23 protein-coding genes are annotated in these 18,479 nt (G+C 42.4%); 2 read left to right on the top strand and 21 right to left on the bottom strand.

Annotation, left to right across the window (positions count from 1 at the left end; all coding sequences use genetic code 11):
* Positions 1-90 precede the first annotated feature (90 nt).
* From ridA to metG, 11 genes are all read right to left on the bottom strand, one after another.
* Positions 91-465: a 2-iminobutanoate/2-iminopropanoate deaminase gene (gene ridA, locus ACFPA1_RS28860; RefSeq protein WP_213148327.1), complete on the bottom strand. Its 375-nt coding sequence runs from the start codon at positions 463-465 to the stop codon at positions 91-93.
* Positions 466-481: 16 nt separating this feature from the next.
* The gene (gene purR, locus ACFPA1_RS28855) at positions 482-1,300 is read right to left on the bottom strand and encodes a pur operon repressor (protein WP_213148328.1); all 819 of its coding nucleotides are present in this window, start codon (positions 1,298-1,300) and stop codon (positions 482-484) included.
* A 54-nt stretch (positions 1,301-1,354) separates the two neighbouring features.
* On the bottom strand, positions 1,355-2,224 hold the full coding sequence (gene ispE / locus ACFPA1_RS28850) for a 4-(cytidine 5'-diphospho)-2-C-methyl-D-erythritol kinase (RefSeq protein ID WP_213148329.1): 870 nt from the start codon (positions 2,222-2,224) through the stop codon (positions 1,355-1,357).
* 256 nt (positions 2,225-2,480) lie between these two features.
* Positions 2,481-2,669, bottom strand: a complete 189-nt coding sequence (locus tag ACFPA1_RS28845) for a small, acid-soluble spore protein, alpha/beta type (RefSeq protein WP_213148330.1) — start codon at positions 2,667-2,669, stop codon at positions 2,481-2,483.
* Between the two features lie 190 nt (positions 2,670-2,859).
* Positions 2,860-3,123 carry a biofilm formation stimulator Veg gene (veg, locus tag ACFPA1_RS28840; protein ID WP_213121148.1) on the bottom strand — a complete coding sequence of 88 codons (264 nt, stop codon included), beginning with the start codon at positions 3,121-3,123 and terminating at the stop codon, positions 2,860-2,862.
* Positions 3,124-3,366: 243 nt separating this feature from the next.
* Positions 3,367-4,257, bottom strand: a complete 891-nt coding sequence (gene yabG / locus ACFPA1_RS28835; RefSeq protein ID WP_378588568.1) for a sporulation peptidase YabG — start codon at positions 4,255-4,257, stop codon at positions 3,367-3,369.
* Between the two features lie 98 nt (positions 4,258-4,355).
* On the bottom strand, positions 4,356-5,234 hold the full coding sequence (gene rsmA, locus ACFPA1_RS28830; protein WP_378588565.1) for a 16S rRNA (adenine(1518)-N(6)/adenine(1519)-N(6))-dimethyltransferase RsmA: 879 nt from the start codon (positions 5,232-5,234) through the stop codon (positions 4,356-4,358).
* Positions 5,227-5,787: a ribonuclease M5 gene (rnmV, locus tag ACFPA1_RS28825; protein ID WP_213148333.1), complete on the bottom strand. Its 561-nt coding sequence runs from the start codon at positions 5,785-5,787 to the stop codon at positions 5,227-5,229. Before rnmV ends, rsmA begins: the two co-directional genes overlap by 8 nt.
* Positions 5,788-5,968: 181 nt before the next feature.
* Positions 5,969-7,150, bottom strand: coding sequence for a ubiquitin-like domain-containing protein (locus ACFPA1_RS28820; RefSeq protein WP_378588561.1), 1,182 nt, complete (start codon positions 7,148-7,150; stop codon positions 5,969-5,971).
* A gap of 237 nt (positions 7,151-7,387) precedes the next feature.
* Entirely contained in the window at positions 7,388-8,155 is a 768-nt protein-coding gene (locus ACFPA1_RS28815) for a TatD family hydrolase (protein WP_378588558.1), read from the bottom strand.
* 112 nt (positions 8,156-8,267) lie between these two features.
* Positions 8,268-10,226: a methionine--tRNA ligase gene (gene metG, locus ACFPA1_RS28810; RefSeq protein WP_213148335.1), complete on the bottom strand. Its 1,959-nt coding sequence runs from the start codon at positions 10,224-10,226 to the stop codon at positions 8,268-8,270.
* Between the two features lie 483 nt (positions 10,227-10,709).
* On the opposite strand from metG, the gene ACFPA1_RS28805 reads away from it, so the two are divergent.
* Complete coding sequence (locus tag ACFPA1_RS28805) at positions 10,710-10,994, top strand: AbrB/MazE/SpoVT family DNA-binding domain-containing protein (RefSeq protein WP_213148336.1); 285 nt, start codon at positions 10,710-10,712, stop codon at positions 10,992-10,994.
* Positions 10,995-11,068: 74 nt separating this feature from the next.
* Here ACFPA1_RS28805 and rsmI read toward each other — a convergent pair whose 3' ends face one another.
* From rsmI to ACFPA1_RS28755, 10 genes are all read right to left on the bottom strand, one after another.
* A complete protein-coding gene (gene rsmI, locus ACFPA1_RS28800) occupies positions 11,069-11,947 on the bottom strand; it encodes a 16S rRNA (cytidine(1402)-2'-O)-methyltransferase (protein WP_213148346.1) in 879 nt (292 codons plus the stop codon).
* Complete coding sequence (locus ACFPA1_RS28795; protein ID WP_213148337.1) at positions 11,919-12,212, bottom strand: GIY-YIG nuclease family protein; 294 nt, start codon at positions 12,210-12,212, stop codon at positions 11,919-11,921. The genes rsmI and ACFPA1_RS28795 overlap by 29 nt, the downstream gene beginning before the upstream one ends.
* Complete coding sequence (locus tag ACFPA1_RS28790) at positions 12,199-12,942, bottom strand: tRNA1(Val) (adenine(37)-N6)-methyltransferase (RefSeq protein WP_378588554.1); 744 nt, start codon at positions 12,940-12,942, stop codon at positions 12,199-12,201. The genes ACFPA1_RS28795 and ACFPA1_RS28790 overlap by 14 nt, the downstream gene beginning before the upstream one ends.
* Positions 12,943-13,003: 61 nt before the next feature.
* Complete coding sequence (gene yabA / locus ACFPA1_RS28785; RefSeq protein WP_213121158.1) at positions 13,004-13,381, bottom strand: DNA replication initiation control protein YabA; 378 nt, start codon at positions 13,379-13,381, stop codon at positions 13,004-13,006.
* Positions 13,382-13,394: 13 nt separating this feature from the next.
* On the bottom strand, positions 13,395-14,222 hold the full coding sequence (locus ACFPA1_RS28780; RefSeq protein ID WP_213121159.1) for a PSP1 domain-containing protein: 828 nt from the start codon (positions 14,220-14,222) through the stop codon (positions 13,395-13,397).
* Positions 14,223-14,224: 2 nt separating this feature from the next.
* Entirely contained in the window at positions 14,225-15,223 is a 999-nt protein-coding gene (holB, locus tag ACFPA1_RS28775; RefSeq protein WP_213148339.1) for a DNA polymerase III subunit delta', read from the bottom strand.
* Between the two features lie 126 nt (positions 15,224-15,349).
* A complete protein-coding gene (locus tag ACFPA1_RS28770) occupies positions 15,350-15,679 on the bottom strand; it encodes a cyclic-di-AMP receptor (protein WP_213121161.1) in 330 nt (109 codons plus the stop codon).
* 122 nt (positions 15,680-15,801) lie between these two features.
* The gene (gene tmk, locus ACFPA1_RS28765; protein ID WP_378588549.1) at positions 15,802-16,434 is read right to left on the bottom strand and encodes a dTMP kinase; all 633 of its coding nucleotides are present in this window, start codon (positions 16,432-16,434) and stop codon (positions 15,802-15,804) included.
* A gap of 26 nt (positions 16,435-16,460) precedes the next feature.
* Positions 16,461-17,906, bottom strand: a complete 1,446-nt coding sequence (locus ACFPA1_RS28760) for an aminotransferase class I/II-fold pyridoxal phosphate-dependent enzyme (protein ID WP_378588546.1) — start codon at positions 17,904-17,906, stop codon at positions 16,461-16,463.
* A 77-nt stretch (positions 17,907-17,983) separates the two neighbouring features.
* A complete protein-coding gene (locus ACFPA1_RS28755; protein WP_378588543.1) occupies positions 17,984-18,202 on the bottom strand; it encodes a sigma factor G inhibitor Gin in 219 nt (72 codons plus the stop codon).
* Positions 18,203-18,296: 94 nt separating this feature from the next.
* On the opposite strand from ACFPA1_RS28755, the gene ACFPA1_RS28750 reads away from it, so the two are divergent.
* Positions 18,297-18,479: hypothetical protein (locus tag ACFPA1_RS28750; protein WP_378588540.1), on the top strand; the 183-nt coding region annotated here is incomplete at its 3' end.

Genomic DNA, 18,479 nt, shown 5'->3' with positions numbered 1-18,479 from the left:
TTTATTTTTAAAAAAATTTTTGAAAAATTAGGGCAAATTGGTGAACATTTGTAAATTTTGGCTTTTGGCTGACAAAAAAAAACGCCCGTATTATTTTACGAGCGCTACTACTTCGATTTCAACTAAGGCGTCTTTTGGAAGACGAGCCACTTCTACGCAGGATCTGGCTGGTTTGTGGACGGAAAAATATTCTCCATAGACTTCATTAACTTCGGCAAATTCGTCCATGTTTTTGATAAAGACAGTGGCCTTTACGACGGTTTCTAATGAAGCACCAGCTTCACTCAGAACAGCCTGCAAATTGCGGAACACTTGATGTGTCTGTTCTTTTACATCCCCTGTTACCATTGTTCCTTCAGCAGTTAACGGAATTTGTCCAGAGCTGTAGAACATATTGTTTACAATAATACCTTGCGAGTATGGGCCGATTGCAGCCGGGGCTTGATTGGTTTGTACAACTTTCATCGTATATTCCTCTCCTTTACCTATCAAAAAAGTTTCCCACTTCGACATTGATACTTTTTCCTTTAACATCTACATACGACAGCTTAACTAACGATAAGTAGTCATCCACTAACCGGTCCTCAGTTTTCTCCGCTTCGACTAAAACAGCAATCCCAGCTACGTGGCCGTTGAACTCCTCAAGCATGCTTACCATACCTAAGACTGTACCGCCCGCCTTCATAAAATCATCAACAATAAGGACATTTGCCCCTTCCTTCATGCTTCGCTTGGAAAGAACCATTGTTTGTATCCTTTTGGCTGAACCTGACACGTAATTAATACTGACAGTTGGCCCTTCCGTCACTTTGCTGTCCCTTCTGACAATTACGACCGGAACATTTAATTGACTGGCAACGGCATACGCGAGCGGTATGCCTTTTGTGGCTATTGTCATGACGACATCAATTTTTGCATCCGCATAGGCCGAAGCAATGATTCTTCCTGCCTTTTGAACCACCTGCGGACTGCCTAAAATATCAGTCAAATATAAATAGCCGCCAGGCAACAGCCGGTCAGGACTGCCGATAAGCTGACAAAGTTCATTAATGAAAGGCTCAGCTTCTCTCTTGCTTACCTTGACGAAAAATTTAACACCGCCCGCTGCTCCTGGTACAGTTTGCAGCGTTCCGATTCCCCTTTCTTCAAGCGTCTCTTTGACAATGGCCAAATCTTCACTGATTGAGGACTTTGCCGAAGAATAACGCTCCGCAAAAAAGGTAAGCGGCACTAACTGGCGAGGATGATCGAGAAGATAACTTGTCATATCTATCAAACGTTCACTGCGGCGAAATTTCATAACAACCCCCCGAATCCGAATATTCTAATTAAAGGATACTATTATTGTGCGCCTTTAATCAAGCGTATGCCGTTCACCTAACATTCTTACTGCAAAAACCTGGTCACAAAATCCGCGCAGGCCATTATAAATGCGATGCATTCTGGAATCGTGCTGAACCAGCCCAAAAACGGTCGGACCGCTGCCGCTCATTAATACCGCATCTGCACCGAATCGTTTCATTTGGTCTTTTATTTGTGCTACCTCTGGATGAAGGTGTAAAGTTACTTCCTCTAGCACGTTGCCAACATGCTGGCATACCTTGTGATAGTCATTTTGCCCAATGGCATTGATCATTTCGTTGATATTTGGGTGGGTGATTCCATTTACATCCAAACGCCGATATACCTCAGCAGTTGAGACACCGATGAACGGCTTGGCCAAAATAACCCAGCATGTCGGCGGCGCTGGCAGTTCGGTGATAAATTCCCCTCTGCCCTTTGCCAGCGCTGTCCCACCGTACACACAAAAGGAGACGTCTGAACCAATTTCACTGCCAAGCTCGGCCAGTTCATCCAACGTCAGTCCAAGATTCCATAGCTTGTTAAGACCCCTTAAAGCTGCTGCTGCGTCGCTGCTTCCCCCTGCCAAGCCAGCCGCAACGGGGATTGTTTTTTCAATGGAGATTGATACACCCTTCTTTACATTAAAACGGTTTTTTAGCAGCAGTGCAGCCTGGTAGGCTAAATTACGCTGGTCATCAGGCACGTACCGATTATGAGAAAGAATATGTATTTTATCCTCCTGTAACAAGGAAAGTTCAACCCGGTCGGCTAAATCAATGGTGGTCATAATCATTTCAACCTCATGATATCCATCGGGCCGTTTATGTAAAACATCCAGTGCTAAATTAATTTTAGCCGGTGCTTTAACTAAAAGCTTCACGCTCGTCCACCTACTTTTACAAATATCCTAAGAGACAGGCTCCTTTTGCCTGCATTCCTGCTTTCCGAGTCCATATATTGTCCTATTTTACCACAAAACGACAATTGTAAGACGTGAATCCTATCAAATTTTATATTTTATCATAGTTTTGCTAAGAAAAAAGTGATATTTTTAGCCAAGAAAAAAGCCGGAGGAGATCCTCCGGCTTTGCTGCGCGTTTAAGTGTTTAAATAAATAGCGGAAGTTCTTGTCGGAATTAAGATTTATGCGAGTTCCTGTTGGTTAATTGCTGCTGGGCAAGCTCGATGGCCCGCTTTACCATGTTCCCTGCATCTTTTGCCCGGATGCCGCCCCAGCCCTCTTTTTGGACAACATCGTAAAATCCAAGTTCTTTTGCTAATTCTTCTTTAAAGCGTTCGGACATCATTCCTCTTCTTCTGCCCATCTAAACAACCCCTTTCCTGTCGCAGCATTATTAGTATGAGATAATTTGGGATATTAAATAATTTTTTAATATAGGTCTGTTGATTTCGCTCCAATCAACAGATAGAAGAATCAGCAAAGGAGATTTTTAGTTCTTTTTGAACAGCAAAAAGCAGTAAACCTTTGGTTTACCGCCATGCGTTGATTATATTCTAGCTTAAAGCTGCATTTCCTGCTGCCTCTTCATAGAAGGTAATTTGAACGGTTTCGGTTAAAACATCCGCATAGCTGTAGGAAACTCGTTCGAATGCATTCTCATCCTGATCCAGTTCGATGACAAAAACAGATGGGTATGTCTCTGCTAGGACACCGGAACGTTCAATTGTTTTTCGACGTCCCCCGTTGGCCTTTAGTAACAACCTTTTCCCTAAATTGGAGTCCAGGGACTTTTTAATATCCGCTAAGGTTTTAGTCATTCGGTCCACCTCACTATGTAAAGTATATCACGCTGACATACTTATGTCAAACAAAAATATAAATTATATCAGTCCGACAAAAAGATTGTCAATATTTTTTGTTCTGTTTTTTTTGCTAAATTTCAACATTTCTAGCGTTACCTGAAATGTTTGGGAATATGTATCAAGGGAAAAAATAAACCCATTAGAGCATAGCGAAAGTAGTTTAATATTGATGACTAGCTTTTCGCCTCTCTAATAGGATTATTCCTCCTCTTGAACGGGGTGATAGGGCATTCCGGTTCTGAGTACTCCCTTTGTTTCTATTCCTCCCAGTCCTTTTTCGCCTGTAAGTGTATTTCTCAGCACATCCCAAACGTTGATTCTTTCCATAAAAGGGGTAAAACTGATTTTGGCGACGATATAGACCGGGTCAAGAGCGTGAATGTTGATCCTAGATGGGGAGCTGGCAAAGTTTGCGCCGGCATGAATAAGCGATTCAAAATGAGATTGGCATGCGCCCGCAAAGATGACAAGCTGGTCCAAATGGGGCACTTTCCTTCGCGCTTCCCTAACCGTTTCCACAAAGTGTTTAGAATGGCGGTACGCATTGATATCGGTCATCTTCCCTTTTGCTTTTGAATAAGCATCATGTCCGGTGATAACGAGAATATCGGGACGATAATAGTCCATGTAGCCGCCAATTTTCGCAGGCATCTCTTTTTCATTGCAATGAATCCCTAAAACAGGAACACCGATTTTTTCATATAAGGCCATGCATTTTTTTAAATAGGCAGGGTCGCCATCTAGGTGAAGGACTTTTCCGGGGATTTGAAAATAGCTGCTCGGCTTTACATAGCCGCTGGTGGCTTCGTATTCCTGCCTCTCCCTCAATAAATCGACATCCTGTGTAAAAAGCCTTAAGGATTGCTCCTCGAGCGTCCGGTACTCCTTCGTGAGCTTTAGCCGCTCATTTGGATTGATTACCATCAAATCTTGATATGGGGCATCTGCCACTAGGCGAAAATCCTCGCCATAGAGGATCACCACTGTCTGGCCACTAATTTTTTGTATATCGATAACTCGAAAGAGAATATCGCAATTATATGAACGTCTGCCGACAATATCATTTATTTTTATATCCACTGTCGTCACTCCAATAAGACCGCAGGTAAGGCCTTCAAATAAGGTTCTTTGATAGGCTATGCATGGATAGTTGTCCTTGTGAAAAAAAATAGACCTTTTTAAAAGGTCTATTGGAAGTATGCATATAGTTCGTCGCTTAGGCGGCCAAACTCTTCGAGGGACAGTGTTTCCCCTCTTCTTGACGGTTCAATGCCGCTGGCTGCCAAGGCCGCAAGGATTTCCTCTTTCTTTTGTTTGCCATCCGGCAGACCACTTGTTAGGTTGTTTAATAATGTCTTTCTTCTTTGGGCAAAGCTCGCCTTTGTCACCTGGAAAAAGAAGTTCTCATCCTTTACCTGGACAGCACGGTTTTCCCTCCGTGTCAGCCTGATGACCGCAGAATCGACGTTTGGCTGCGGGACAAAAACCGTTTTTGGCACAATCATGACGGTCTCCACTTCAGTATAATACTGAACAGCGATGGATAGAGAGCCGTAGTCCTTCGTTCCAGGCTTGGCAGAGATCCTGTCCGCTACTTCCTTTTGGAGCATACAAACGATGCCGCGAATCGGCAAATGCTCTTCAAGCAGCTTCATAATAATCGGCGTCGTTACATAATAAGGCAGGTTAGCAACCACCATCAAATCGGAAATGCCAGCAAATTCAGCAGCAATAACCTCACCGACATCAGCCTTTAACACATCATTATGGATGACTTTTACATTCGGATATGGTGACAACGTATCTTCTAAAATTGGCAAAAGCCTTTGATCAATTTCAAAAGCAACGGTCTTTTTGCTCGAACGGGCCAGCTGTTCCGTTAAGGCTCCGATTCCTGGGCCAATTTCAATGGCCCCTGATTCGTCGGTAAGCTCCGCAAAGCTGACAATTTTTTTTAATATATTTGTATCGATTAAGAAATTTTGCCCTAGGCTTTTCTTAAAGGAAAAGCCGTATTTTTCTAAAATAGCCCTTGTTCTCACAGGGGTAGCGATATCTTTATCCATTACTCTCCTCCTGACGTACCTTGCTTAGTGCCTCGGCAAATTCCTGTTTGCTGATTTGAAACATCATGAGGCGCTTATGCAGCTGCTTACCGTTCGTATAGCCGATTTTTAATAGCTTCCCTAATTGGATTCTGCGTTCCTTGGCGCCTTCCCCGCCGATCAGGCCGGCAGTGATTAAATCATCCTGGCTGATTTCCTCTAAAATATCTTCATGCATGACTTGTGCTTCTTTTAAAGCTGCCCTGATTGCTTCCGGTGAGGCATGCTCAACTCCGATTCCTTTATCTCTTTTTGCAAGGGCATCCTCTTTTGCCAGGAAGGCGTGTTTACAGCCCGGAACTTGCCCAGCAATCGTTTTTCTTATTTTTTCACCAGGGTAATCGGGGTCCGTAAAAATAATGACTCCCCTTGTTTCCTGGGCACGTTTTATTTTTTCAATCGTGGTTTGATTAACTGCGGAACCGTTCGTTTCAATCGTATCCGCTTCGACTGCCCGATTGATGGCAGTTGTGTCATCCCTGCCTTCCACCACGATAAATTCTTTAATTTTCATTTTTCCTCCAAAAAAAAATAAAATTGAAAAAAAGTTGAAACATTTTTGTAATGTCCATCGTCTATATTAGCGAAACCATTCATAAACTTTAGTAATCATTTGCTTAGGAGTTCGTTGTTAAGTATAAAGAAATTTTAAGAAAAAGTAAAAAAGCAGGGGTTTCCCCCTGCCGCAAAATGAATTACTGCATTATCGTAATTTTTACTTTTTTACGTCCCCATCGATATGCATCAGCTTTTGTGGGCATAAATACGTCAATTATATACCCTTTTATGGCCCCGCCAGTATCGGCAGCAACCGCATAGCCATAGCCTTCGACATAAACCTTCGTGCCAAGCGGAATGATATTTGGATCAACGGCAATTATTTTAGCGTCCGGATTAGAGCGCAAATTAAAACCAGTTGCAGTCCTTCCTGAACAGCCATTACAATAGGCTGTATACGCTGTGGACGACACATAAAGCTCTTTTCCTGCAGGTGCCTCACCGCGGGATACTTGAAGGGCTAAATCCTTCGTGCCAACAGCGACAACCCTATCCTGTTTTGCTGTAACCATCTGCTCATTGATTAACTTCCTTGATACCTCTTTACCATTTTCGATTAGGACTTCATATTGTTTCGAAACGAGCCCTTTTTTACCTTGAGAGATGGTCTGTTCTTTCCCTTTCTCAAGGCTGTCATCCCTCTTAGTAACCACGGCAAATTCAACAGGTTCTTCCACTACATCGGTGACTTTTTCTACACGAATGACGTTAACAACACCATTCTCTGCTATGGTTTCTGTTAATGGCGGTTCAACTCGGTCTAAATCATTTAGTTTAGTGCCCTGCTGCATTAAAAAGTCAGCGACCGTAGTCGAAGTGGACCAGACTGCTTGCTCTTTTCCGCCGTCAATGAAAGTCAGATGATAGGCCTCAGTGACGCCGATTTTCATCTTATTTTTGATTGCCGTTTGCGGTCCGGGTGAAACTTTATCATGCTCGTTTAAAACAATATGTTGTTCTTTCAAAGCCTCCGCTACAGTCTCGGCTGTAGTCCAAATCGTTTTCTTCTCGTTGTTCTTGACAATGGTAACCTGTTTCGCTTGCAGCCAGACGATATGTAGGTTTTCATTTACCTTCGTACTCGCCTTTGGATACAAGTAGTCTTGGGAGCGCATTGAAACATCCAGTTCATCCAATAATTCCTTAATGGTATCTGCATGCGTTTTGATGACCTTTTGTTCGCCATTAAGAGTAATTGCCACCGTTTTCTTTGATCCTTCATAAAAAAGAATTCCAAGAGTTGTTAGCAAAACTACGAAACTAGCAAAAGCAATGGTCAAATTCCTCGCACTCCAAGACCGGAAAAACAGGCTTTTCATGTTTTTGAATACGATGAAAAACGCCTCCTTTTCTTATGGAGATATAGTGAAACCATGCCGCCGGCTGTCAACCCTTGCATACCCTGAGAACATATTCCTAATTATGCACATAACTGGAAATTTTGCAAAGGAAAACTTATCGACACGGTTATCCTATGTTGAAAAGGAGACGTGTAGAACTTTTAGTTATCGGAAAAAATTTGGACAAGCTTCTTACTGTTTCGACAATTTCCCTTATCAGTTTATGGCGAAACATTTTTTAGCATTTTGTGTCGTTGCCTCAGCTACCTCTTCGTACGTTAATCCCTTAATTTCGGCAATTTGCTCGGCTACCAGTTTCACATAACTCGGTTCATTGCGTTTCCCGCGAAATGGATGCGGTGCCAAATACGGGCAGTCTGTTTCAATTAACAACTTATCAAGTGGAATTTCAGCGGCTACCTCTTTCGGTTTTTTGGCATTTTTAAAGGTAACAGGTCCGCCCAGCGAAATATAAAAGTTCATGTTCACACATTCCTTTGCAGTCTCCGCGCTGCCGCTAAAGCAATGCATAATCCCGCCTACCTCTGCCGCGCCTTCCTCCTTTAATATCTCAACAATATCTTGAGTTGCTTCACGGTTGTGGATGACAATCGGCAGCTTTACTTTTTTAGCCAGCCGGATTTGCCTTCTGAACACGTCCTTTTGAATGTCCTTTGGCGACTTGTCCCAATGATAATCTAATCCCATTTCTCCAATTGCGACAACTTTTGGATGGGCCGCCAACTCTTCAATCCATTTTAAATCCTCTTCCGTCATATCGATCGCATCTACCGGATGCCAGCCGACACAGGCATAAATAAACTCATAGCTTTCGGCCAATTCCATCGCTCTGGTAATGGTCGGCTGGTCAAAACCAACAACCACCATATTTGTTACTCCTGCTTCCTGGGCCCTTGAAATTACCTCTTCAAGGTCCTCGTTAAACTGTTCGGCGTTTAAATGGGCGTGTGTGTCGAATAACATAAAATCCCCTTCTTTCCTTTTTCTCCAATATTTTACTCCTTTTCAGCTTAAACACGAAAAAAGGGAAATTTCCACGAAATTTGTTTCACGTGGAACATTTCCCCATTTATTTTTATTTTACCTTTGAGCCATTCGGCAGTGTTTGGTCCACTGTTGCCAGAGACAGCTGCCCATCTTTGGAGCCAGCCAGGATCATACCTTGTGATAATTCACCACGCAGCTTAACCGGTTTTAGGTTTGTGATGCAGATTACCTTACGTCCTACCAATTCTTCTGGTTTGTAGTACTGGGCAATTCCTGATACAACCTGGCGTTTTTCATAGCCTAAATCCAACTGAAGCTTTAATAATTTATCAGCCTTCTTAATAGGTTCTGCCTGGATAACCTCCGCTACACGCAGGTCAATTTTCATGAAATCATCAATGGCAATTTCTGCAAGTTCTTCAGGCTTCTCCTCTTTCTTTTCTTCTGCTACAGGTGATGGAGCCGTTCCGCCTTGCATCTTAGTCTTGATAAATTCAACTTCCTCAGCGATTTCTAGTCTTGGGAACAATGGTGCGTCTTTTTCAACCTTTGTCCCACTTGGAATATTGCCGAATGCTTCAAGGCTTTCCCATGTTTTTAATCCTTCATCGTTCATTCCTAACTGTTTAAAGACGCCATTCGGTGTCCGGGTTAAAAACGGCTGAAGAAGAATGCCAATCCGGCGCAGCGATTCTGCTAAATGAACCATTACGCTCGCAAGCTCGTTTTTCTTTGCCTCATCCTTCGCTAACGCCCATGGCTGTGTTTCATCAATATATTTATTTGTTCTGCTGACTAGCTGCCAAACAGAGCTTAATGCGACAGAAAATTCCATTTTTTCCATCGCCTCTTCATACTTTGTAATGGTTTCCCGATTTGTTTGGAGCAAGGACTCATCGAATTCACCAACAGAACCAGCATAGTCAGGAATAACCCCATTAAAGTATTTTTCAATCATCGCCACGGTCCTGTTCAGGAGGTTTCCAAGGTCGTTCGCCAAATCAAAGTTGATTCTTTCGATAAACCCTTCCGGAGTGAAAACACCATCTGCTCCAAAAGGAACCTCACGTAACAGATAGTAGCGAAGCGCATCAAGGCCATAGCGGTCAATCAATGTCACTGGATCGACAACATTTCCCTTTGACTTCGACATTTTTCCATCCTTCATTAACAGCCAGCCATGGGCAAATACCTTCTTTGGCAGCGGAAGGTCGAGTGCCATCAGCATAATTGGCCAATAAATAGTGTGGAAACGGACAATTTCTTTACCGACTAAATGTACATCTGCCGGCCAGTATTTTAAGTAGTTAGCGTCGTTTTCTGTACCATACCCAAGTGCGGTAATATAATTGGAAAGCGCATCAATCCAAACATAGATGACATGCTTTGGATTGCCCGGCACCTTGATGCCCCAGTCAAAGGTTGTCCGAGATACGGCCAAATCCTCAAGTCCCGGCTTAATGAAGTTGTTGATCATTTCATTCTTGCGGGATTCCGGCTGGATAAATTCAGGATTCTCCTCATAATATTGCAGAAGTCTGTCCACATACTTGCTCATTCTGAAAAAGTACGATTCTTCCTTTACTTTTTCGACCGGGCGGCCGCAATCCGGGCAGTTCCCGTCAACAAGCTGGCGGTCAGTAAAAAAGGATTCACAAGGCGTGCAGTACCAGCCTTCATATTGATCTAAATAAATATCGCCCTGCTCAAGCAGTCTGGCAAAGATTTTTTCGACAACCTGTTTATGCCGATCCTCTGTTGTTCGGATAAAATCATCATAGGAAATATCAAGCTTTTGCCAAAGCTCTTTAATTCCGCCAACAATTTCATCGACATAGGCCTGCGGGGTCACACCTAATTCTTGCGCTTTGCGCTGAATTTTTTGTCCGTGCTCATCAGTACCTGTTAGATATCTTACATCAAACCCGCGCAAGCGCTTATAACGGGCCATTGCATCCCCTGCAACCGTCGTATAGGCATGTCCAATATGTAAATTACCGCTTGGATAATAAATCGGTGTCGTAATATAAAAAGATTTTCCTGCCATTTGTATCACTCCTCTAGTAATAGACAATTAATCCCCATCTAAACATTATTGCCCTTTTTTATTGGTCTCTAACATCAAAATATACCGAAAATTACGTTTTTGTGCAAGAAACGGCATTTCGATGAATTCCATTTTTTAAAAATTTTTTCCAAAACACACCCATAAAATCCCCACAAACTACGAAACTTATTTTTGAAATAAGATAGGATTTTGTAGAATTTTGTCGAATTGTCGAATTTATGTCCAATGACTAATATTAGTTATCTATAATGTTAATGATAGTAATTATTGAATAGAAATTCAAAAATCCCTTATTAAATCAGCCTTTTGCGAATGGGTAAAAATTCCTTATTATTTTTCAAAATTAAATAATTGACGAATTTGGGAAACGCTGGTATTATGAATATATGAAATTTTTGTCGAATAATGACGAATTATAAAAGAAAAAAATAATTGTTTAATAGTGAGAGGAGATTACAAAAAATGAAATCTACTGGTATCGTTCGTAAGGTTGATGAATTAGGCCGCGTGGTTATTCCGATCGAATTAAGACGTACACTTGGAATTGCTGAAAAGGATGCTCTTGAAATCTATGTTGATGATGACCGCATTATTTTAAAGAAATACAAGCCAAATATGACTTGCCAAATCACTGGTGAGGTTTCTGATGATAATCTTGCTCTTGCAGGCGGAAAGTTAATCCTAAGCCGCGAAGGTGCAGAGCAGTTAATCAAGGAAATCCAAAGCAACTTTGAAGTAGTAAAATAAGAAGAATTCCTTGCCAGAGGTAATCTCTTCTTTTATAAATAGACCAAGAGGCTGACATTTTTGTCAGCCTCTTTTTATGGTTCAATATGATATGCCTGGTAAACGTCCCGTTTATGTAATCCCCTGTCCTTCGCCGTTTGTTTAATGGCGTCTTTAGAGGACATATCTTTGTCAGTTATGTAGTGCCCGACATGCTCTTCAATCGTTAACTGCTCCCACCAAGCGGCCTCTTCGGGCTCCGGTAATTCGCTGGTTCCTTCAACGATGACGCAGAATTCCCCGCGGATCTCCTCTTCATTAGCCCATTGCAGGGCTTCTTCGAGATTCCCCCTGATGAATTCCTCAAACTTTTTTGTCAGCTCCCTGCAAAGGGCGACCTTACGGCTGCCAAGGACTTCAAGCATGAGGGCTAACGTTTCCTTCAGCCTGTGCGGGGCTTCATAAAATATGATGGTAGCCGTTTGTCGCTTTAGTCCTTCTAATTGCTCCCGTTTTTCCTTTTTGCCACGGGGCAGAAACCCATAAAAATAGAAAGGCTGGCAGACAAGGCCGGAGGCAATTAACGAAGTGATTCCCGCATTTGCTCCCGGCAGCGGAACGACCGTCAGCATTTCGGCTGTGGCTTGCACGACAAGCTCGTAGCCAGGGTCAGAAATGGCAGGTGTACCAGCATCACTCACTAAGGCAATTTTGGCGCCATCATTTAACCTTTGGATCAGCTTTTCCCCGCTCGTTTCTTTGTTATGTTCATGGTAGCTTACCACCGGGGTGTCAATTTCAAAGTAATTCAACAGTTTTTTTGTATTTCTTGTATCCTCAGCGGCAATCAGGTCTGCCTCTTTTAATATCCGTACCGCGCGAAAGCTCATATCCTCCAGATTTCCAATCGGGGTTGGAACCAAATAGAGAATTCCCTTATGCTCCTCATTCGCAAAGCTCTTTTGCTGCCACATCATCATCACCTATCTCTCTCACTAAAAAATCCAACTTTTGTTTCCGTGTCAGCTTTTTAAAATGGTATTCCGCTCTTAGGGCATCACCCTTATTTTCAAATCCCTTATAATACGTCAGTTTAACCGGGCCGCGGCCCCTTGTATACTTGGCCCCTTTTCCATCATTGTGAAGCTGAATCCTGCGTTCTAGATTATTGGTGTAACCCCCATAGAAGCTCCCGTCCCTGCAGGTCAGCACATAAAAATAATGCTCATTTTTCTCCATATAAAATCTCTCTTATTTCTGGGGTATATTCATCGTTATCTTGATAAACGATCAGCGGTGGAAGAATTTTCAGATCAGGACTTCCATCCTTAATGGCTTCGACTAATATCGTATTCGCTTCCTTCCCCATCTTTGGGTAAACAAATTGGATCCGCTTTGGCTCCAGCCTATATTGACGCATAAACGTTACGATATCCAATAGTCGCCCCGGGCGGTGTACGAATGCCACTTTCCCACCTTGCCTGACAAGTTCGCTGGATGCCTTTATAGCATCCTCAAGCGTACAGAGAATTTCATGACGGGCGATCGCCAAATGTTCATTTGGGTTAATTTCTCCCTTTGATGGTGTCGTAAAATAAGGAGGATTGCAGGTAACCACATCAAATTTGCCGTATCCCAATTTTTTCGGCATATCCTTAATATCCCCAAGAATCATCTCCAGCCTATTTTCAAGACCATTATATTCAATACTTCTGACCGCCATATCGTAAAGGCGTTCCTGAATCTCCACACCTGTAATTTTGCCTTTAGTCCTGGCACTTAAAAACAGCGGAATAACCCCGTTGCCACTGCAAAGGTCGATAAGGTTTCCCTTTTGGATGGGGACATAAACAAACCTTGCCAAAAGGACTGCATCCAGTGAAAATGCAAATACAGATGGACTTTGAATAATTCTTAAGTTCTCGGCCAGCAAATAATCTAAGCGTTCATCATCCTTCAAGTTAATCATGTTCATTCATTCCTTATCAAAGTATGAAAATAGAGGCTGATGAAAGGTCAGCCTCTTAACGTTATTTCTTATTTAGGAAAGATAGACAGAATAAACAGTCGCCTTCCTTGCGCAAACTGCCAAAATGAAGATTGCAGATATGAAATCCCTCTTGATAAAGGCGGGCTAGATTATCATAGCCTTCTCCTACATCAAATGGCTTTACATTGGGAGATGGTGTTTGTGCCGCCTCCTCTGCTTTTTTGCTGCTGCTATCCTTCTTCTCAGCTTCCGTGGTTACATCTAAACGGCGTCTTAAATGCTCATTTTCAAGCTTTAAACAATGATTTTCTTCTAGTATTTCAGCTAAGTGCTCCTTTAATTCCCCAAGCTGCTGGTAAAGATGGCCAATTTGTGTTTCCATATTACTTACTGATTCAAATATCTCTTTTTTATCCACGCCTTCCACCTCATTAATCTGTGGATTGTATCGAAAAGGCACCTTCTTTAATGATTTCATCTAGTGTATATTCCAGAACCCGCTCTTGTTCTGTCAATTCCACCTGAAGAACCCGCTCTAAAATATTCAAACCTACCACTTTTCCCCTGCCATTAGGAGTTTCAATGACTTCTCCCAAATCCGGCAGCTGTTCTTTAGCAGATTCGTATTCATCATTTTCATATTTTAAGCAGCACATAAGCCGGCCGCATAAACCTGAAATTTTGGTAGGATTTAAAGATAGATTTTGATCCTTTGCCATTTTAATCGACACAGGGTCAAAATCGCCTAAGAAAGTGGAACAGCACAGCATTCTTCCACACGGGCCGATCCCGCCAAGCATCTTGGCTTCGTCGCGGACCCCAATTTGGCGCAATTCAATCCGTGTCCGAAAGATGGCTGCCAAATCCTTGACAAGCTCACGGAAATCAACTCGTCCATCCGCTGTAAAATAGAAAATAATTTTATTACGATCAAATGTATATTCAACATCCACCAGCTTCATATCCAGTTGATGTTCAGTTACTTTTTCATTACAAACCTCATAGGCTTCCTGGGCCGCCTGCTTATTTTCCTCGACAATCATCCGATCCTTCTGGTCCGCAATTCTAACAACCTTTTTTAACGGAAGGACCACATCATGCTCCTCAACCCGCTTCCGGGGTATCACAGCCCTGCCATATTCCACCCCGCGGACGGTTTCGACAATGACAAAGTCATCTTTTTGAATTGGGAGGTCTCCAGGATCAAAATAATAGATTTTCCCCGCTTTTTTAAAGCGTACTCCTACAACATCATACAAATTCAAGATCCCTCCTGCAATTTAAGCACAAGCTGTTCCATCATCAGCTGAGGATTCATGTTCGCAGCAAGCTTTCTCTTCGCTTCGAGAATAGCTGACATTTGAGCCGTTAAGCGCCGCCTTGATGTTCTTAGAGCAAACTGCCGCATGCGTTCCAAATCATTTTGAAAAACAATTTGCTCCTGCTTATCTAATTGTATATATAATAAATCTTTAAAAATAAGAAGTAATAAGTCTAACCCACGTTGAATTTGTTCCTTCTCTTTAAAGTGCAAGAACCAATCGGTCTGAAGCGTGACCATCGCTTCAAGTGGATTTTTTTCTAACACCTCATATAATTTTACCACTATTTTTTGGGCTTGTGCAAACCATTCATCGACATTTAATTCTAGCGCCTCATCCAGACTATTAGTCAACTGTGCAAGTAGTGGGGCTTTTTGCGGTGTTACACCATTTTCAACCAACTGACTTACCATTTTTTGCGGCGATAGCGGTTGGAAGGTCAAAGCCTGGCATCTTGAGAGAATCGTCGGAAGGATTTTCTGAGGCTGTTCGGTTAGTAATAATGCTGCCGTTTCGGCATTTGGTTCCTCAAGAAATTTAAGGAGGCTATTGGCAGCACTTACGCTCATCTTATCAGCATGAACTAGCATATAAACCTTTTTTAAGGATTCTACTCCTTTTTTGGAAAACTCCGCCTGGAGGTTTCTGATTTGTTCTACCTTAATAGATTGACCGTCCGGCTCGATAATGTGCACATCTGGATGATTCCCGCTATTGATACGCCGGCAGCTGCTGCAGGCCTCACAAGGTTTATACCCATCAATTAACGATTCACAGAAAAGAGCCCTAGTTAGAAGTTCGGCGATTTCCTTTTTCCCCGTTCCTCTCATGCCCTCAAAAAGGTAAGCGTGAGCCACCCGATTTTTTAATAAGCTATTTTTTAACATGCGGAGGACCGCGGGCTGCAGCTCCTCCAGTTGATCCCAGGTTTTCACCAAGATTATCACTCACTAACTAAAGAATAGGAATTTTAAAGAAAACTTGCCGATTGGCGAGCCCCCTTAGGGCGGTTCATGAGGCTTAGTTGCCCTTATGCGTTAAGAAAGTTTATACTTTCTTATTAGCTAGAAATGTAAAAACTGCTCAATCGGCAGCACGAAAACCGTTGCGCCGCCAACCTCGACTTCTACTGGATAAGGAACATATGAGTCGGCATTGCCGCCCATTGGCGAAACAGGTGACACTAGCTGGTCGCGGGCACGGCAGTTATCCTTAATAATCTGCAGAGCCCGGTCAACGCGAATATCTTCTGTACCGATTATGAAAGTGGTGTTTCCTGATTTTAAAAACCCGCCAGTACTCGCCAGCTTTGTTGCTCTAAAATTATTTTCCACTAACGCCTTTGACAAACGATTGCTGTCCTGGTCTTGAACCACCGCAATAATAAGTTTCATAGTAAATCCGCCCTCTCCTTTAAAATTTCCGGCATTACTTATCCTATATTATAACAGTTTCTTTGGGGACTTACATTCGCAATAATTAGGAAGGTTTTCCTCGCTAGCAAAAAAAAGCCTTATCACGAAGGCTTTTTTTCTGTTAACTTTGTTTTGATTATGTCGAGTGTTTGTTGAAAAACATCCTCAATTGTTCCTGAGGCATCAAGTTTGATAATCCGGCCGGGGAATCGGTCTAAAAGGATATGATAGCCTTCTCTCACCTTTTGGTGAAACTCCAGGTCTTCCAAATCCAAGCGGTTAACTTCTCTGCCTTTATTCTTATTAATTCGCTCCAGCCCAGCTTCCGGCTCAATATCAAAGTAAAGCGTCAAATCCGGCATCATCTTCTCAATTGCAAATTGGTTAATCGTCCATACCTCTTCAATTCCTAATCCCCGGGCGTAACCTTGATAAGCCAGGGAGCTGTCAACAAAGCGGTCGCACAAGACAACTTTTCCCTCTTCTAAGGCAGGCTTTACTTTTTCAATTAAATGCTGTCTTCTTGCGGCAGCATAGAGCAACGCCTCCGTCCGCGGGTCCATGGCCGTATTTTCTTTTGCCAAAATGACGCGGCGGATTTGTTCCGCAATATCAATGCCGCCAGGTTCCCTTGTAACCATTGCCATTGACAGCTGCTCAGCAACCATACTGAGGATTGTAGATTTGCCTGCCCCATCCGGGCCCTCGAATGTAATAAACGTTCCGTTCGTCATCTATGAAACCTCCAAAACTGTATATCTTAAGTTGTCCAAAAAACCTTCAGCATACTTTTTCTTAATATGGAACCACCTTGAAACCTTGCCCCCGTTTTCATCAGCCTATGTAAGCGGCTTAGCTTTTCAGCAGTGATTCGCTCTCCTTTTAACAAAAGCGGAATCCCAGGAGGATAAGGAATAATCGTTTCCGCACAAACCTTGTCCTCTGCTTCAGAAATAGAAATTTCCCACTCCTCATAATCGCCCATCTTTTTGAAAGGAATAGCTAACTCAGAAATTCGATTATTACTTAATTGAATTTCTTCCTTTTCCTCGTCACAATCATAAAAAATATCTTTAAGAGCCTCATTTATTTTTGCGGCCGTTTCCCTAAAGGAATACTTTTGTTCATCCTTCAGTAGTGGAAGAATGAACAGGAGATTATTTGGATCTGCTAATTCTGTATATATGGAGTATTCCTCCAGCCTTTGCTGCAGCTCAAAGCCACTTAATTTGCTTCGTGACTGAAGCGTGATTTTTAATAAATCCCCTTGCTGATTTGGGTAGTCTAATACCTTAATCGCGGAAACATCGGCCAAATCCCTTTTAAATAAGGAGATCTCGCTTTGTAAAAATTCTAAATCCCTCTGCTTATAGGCTGCTAGATAGCCTCTCGCCAAATCCAATGATGCCATGATTGGATAAGACGGGCTGCTGGACTGAAACATTTCCAAGTAACCCTTGATCTTTTTATTGTCAAGAAGACAGCTATTAAAATGCAAAAAGGACCCCATCGTCATGGCCGGGAGTGTCTTATGCGCTGATTGCACAACAATATCCGCACCAAGTTGAACAGCTGATGCTGGGAAAGGTCTTCCGAGGATAAAATGGGGCCCGTGTGCCTCATCCACTAGGACTGGGATGTTATGCCCGTGCGCCTCCTGAATAATCCCTTGCAAATCATAGACCACCCCGTAATAGTTTGGGTATGTCAATATAAGGGCTTTTGCATTCGGATACCTGCGGATGGCTTCTTTAACAGTCTCCACTGATATTCCAGAGGGAACCATCCATTCTTGGTCATATTCCGGCTCCAGAAATATGGGTCTTGCCTTGGCCAGCTGTATAGCATTCAGGACCGATTTATGGCTATTCCTTTGTACCAGGACCGTATCGTCCTCCGAGCACGCCGTTAAAATCATGGAAATATTTCCTACAGTGGAGCCATTTACAAGAAAGTAGCTTTTCTTTGATTGATAAAGCTGCGTTAAAAGGTCTTCTGCTTCTAAAATTGCTCCTTCAGGAGAATGCAAGTCATCTAGTCCAGTTAACTCAGTTGCATCCAGCTTTAGAATTTGTTTAAAGTGCTCCTGTGCATTCGCATCAAAAATAAGACCATATTTATGTCCAGGAACATGAAAGGAAACTGGTTTCCTGAATTCATGCTTTATTAACGCATCATATAAAGGTGTTTTCATCTGCTTAAACATTTCCTTACATCCTTGTTAAGATTCTAACCTATTGTCTCGTTTTAGGGAAAAAAAATAAAGCCCCAATCAGGACTTTGTTATGAAAATATTTCGGGCGTTGTAATTTTTCTAAGCTGTTTCAGATAATGTTTATATTTTGGATCGCTCGTGTCTGTTTGAATTAAATCATTTTCACATTCTGTGCAAATAAAAGAAGTGTATAGATGTATGCCTTTCGCTTTAAGATTCTCACAAATAACGCATGTTTCCCCCAAATGGTTATGTGCTAAGTTTGAACTCAATCGCTCCACCTCCATACACCCATTCTGCCCGATAACAAAAATTTGTATACAATTTTTCGAATTTTCGTATCCGCAATAATAATATATGTCGCCATTCACAATTGGGTGTATGTCTAATGTCGATTTTTTATTGATGCATGGGGACGGTTCTCGTGCATCACTCACGCTTCACTTTATAAACAAAAAAAGACAACCATTTTCAGGTTGTCTTTTTGTTGCCCGGCAGCGTCCTACTCTCACAGGGACTTGCGTCCCAACTACCATCGGCGCTGAGAAGCTTAACTTCCGTGTT

It is taken from the genome of Neobacillus sp. GCM10023253 (assembly GCF_042653105.1).
Taxonomy (GTDB): domain Bacteria; phylum Bacillota; class Bacilli; order Bacillales; family Cytobacillaceae; genus Neobacillus; species Neobacillus citreus.
This window is presented reverse-complemented; position numbering and strand designations above follow the sequence as displayed.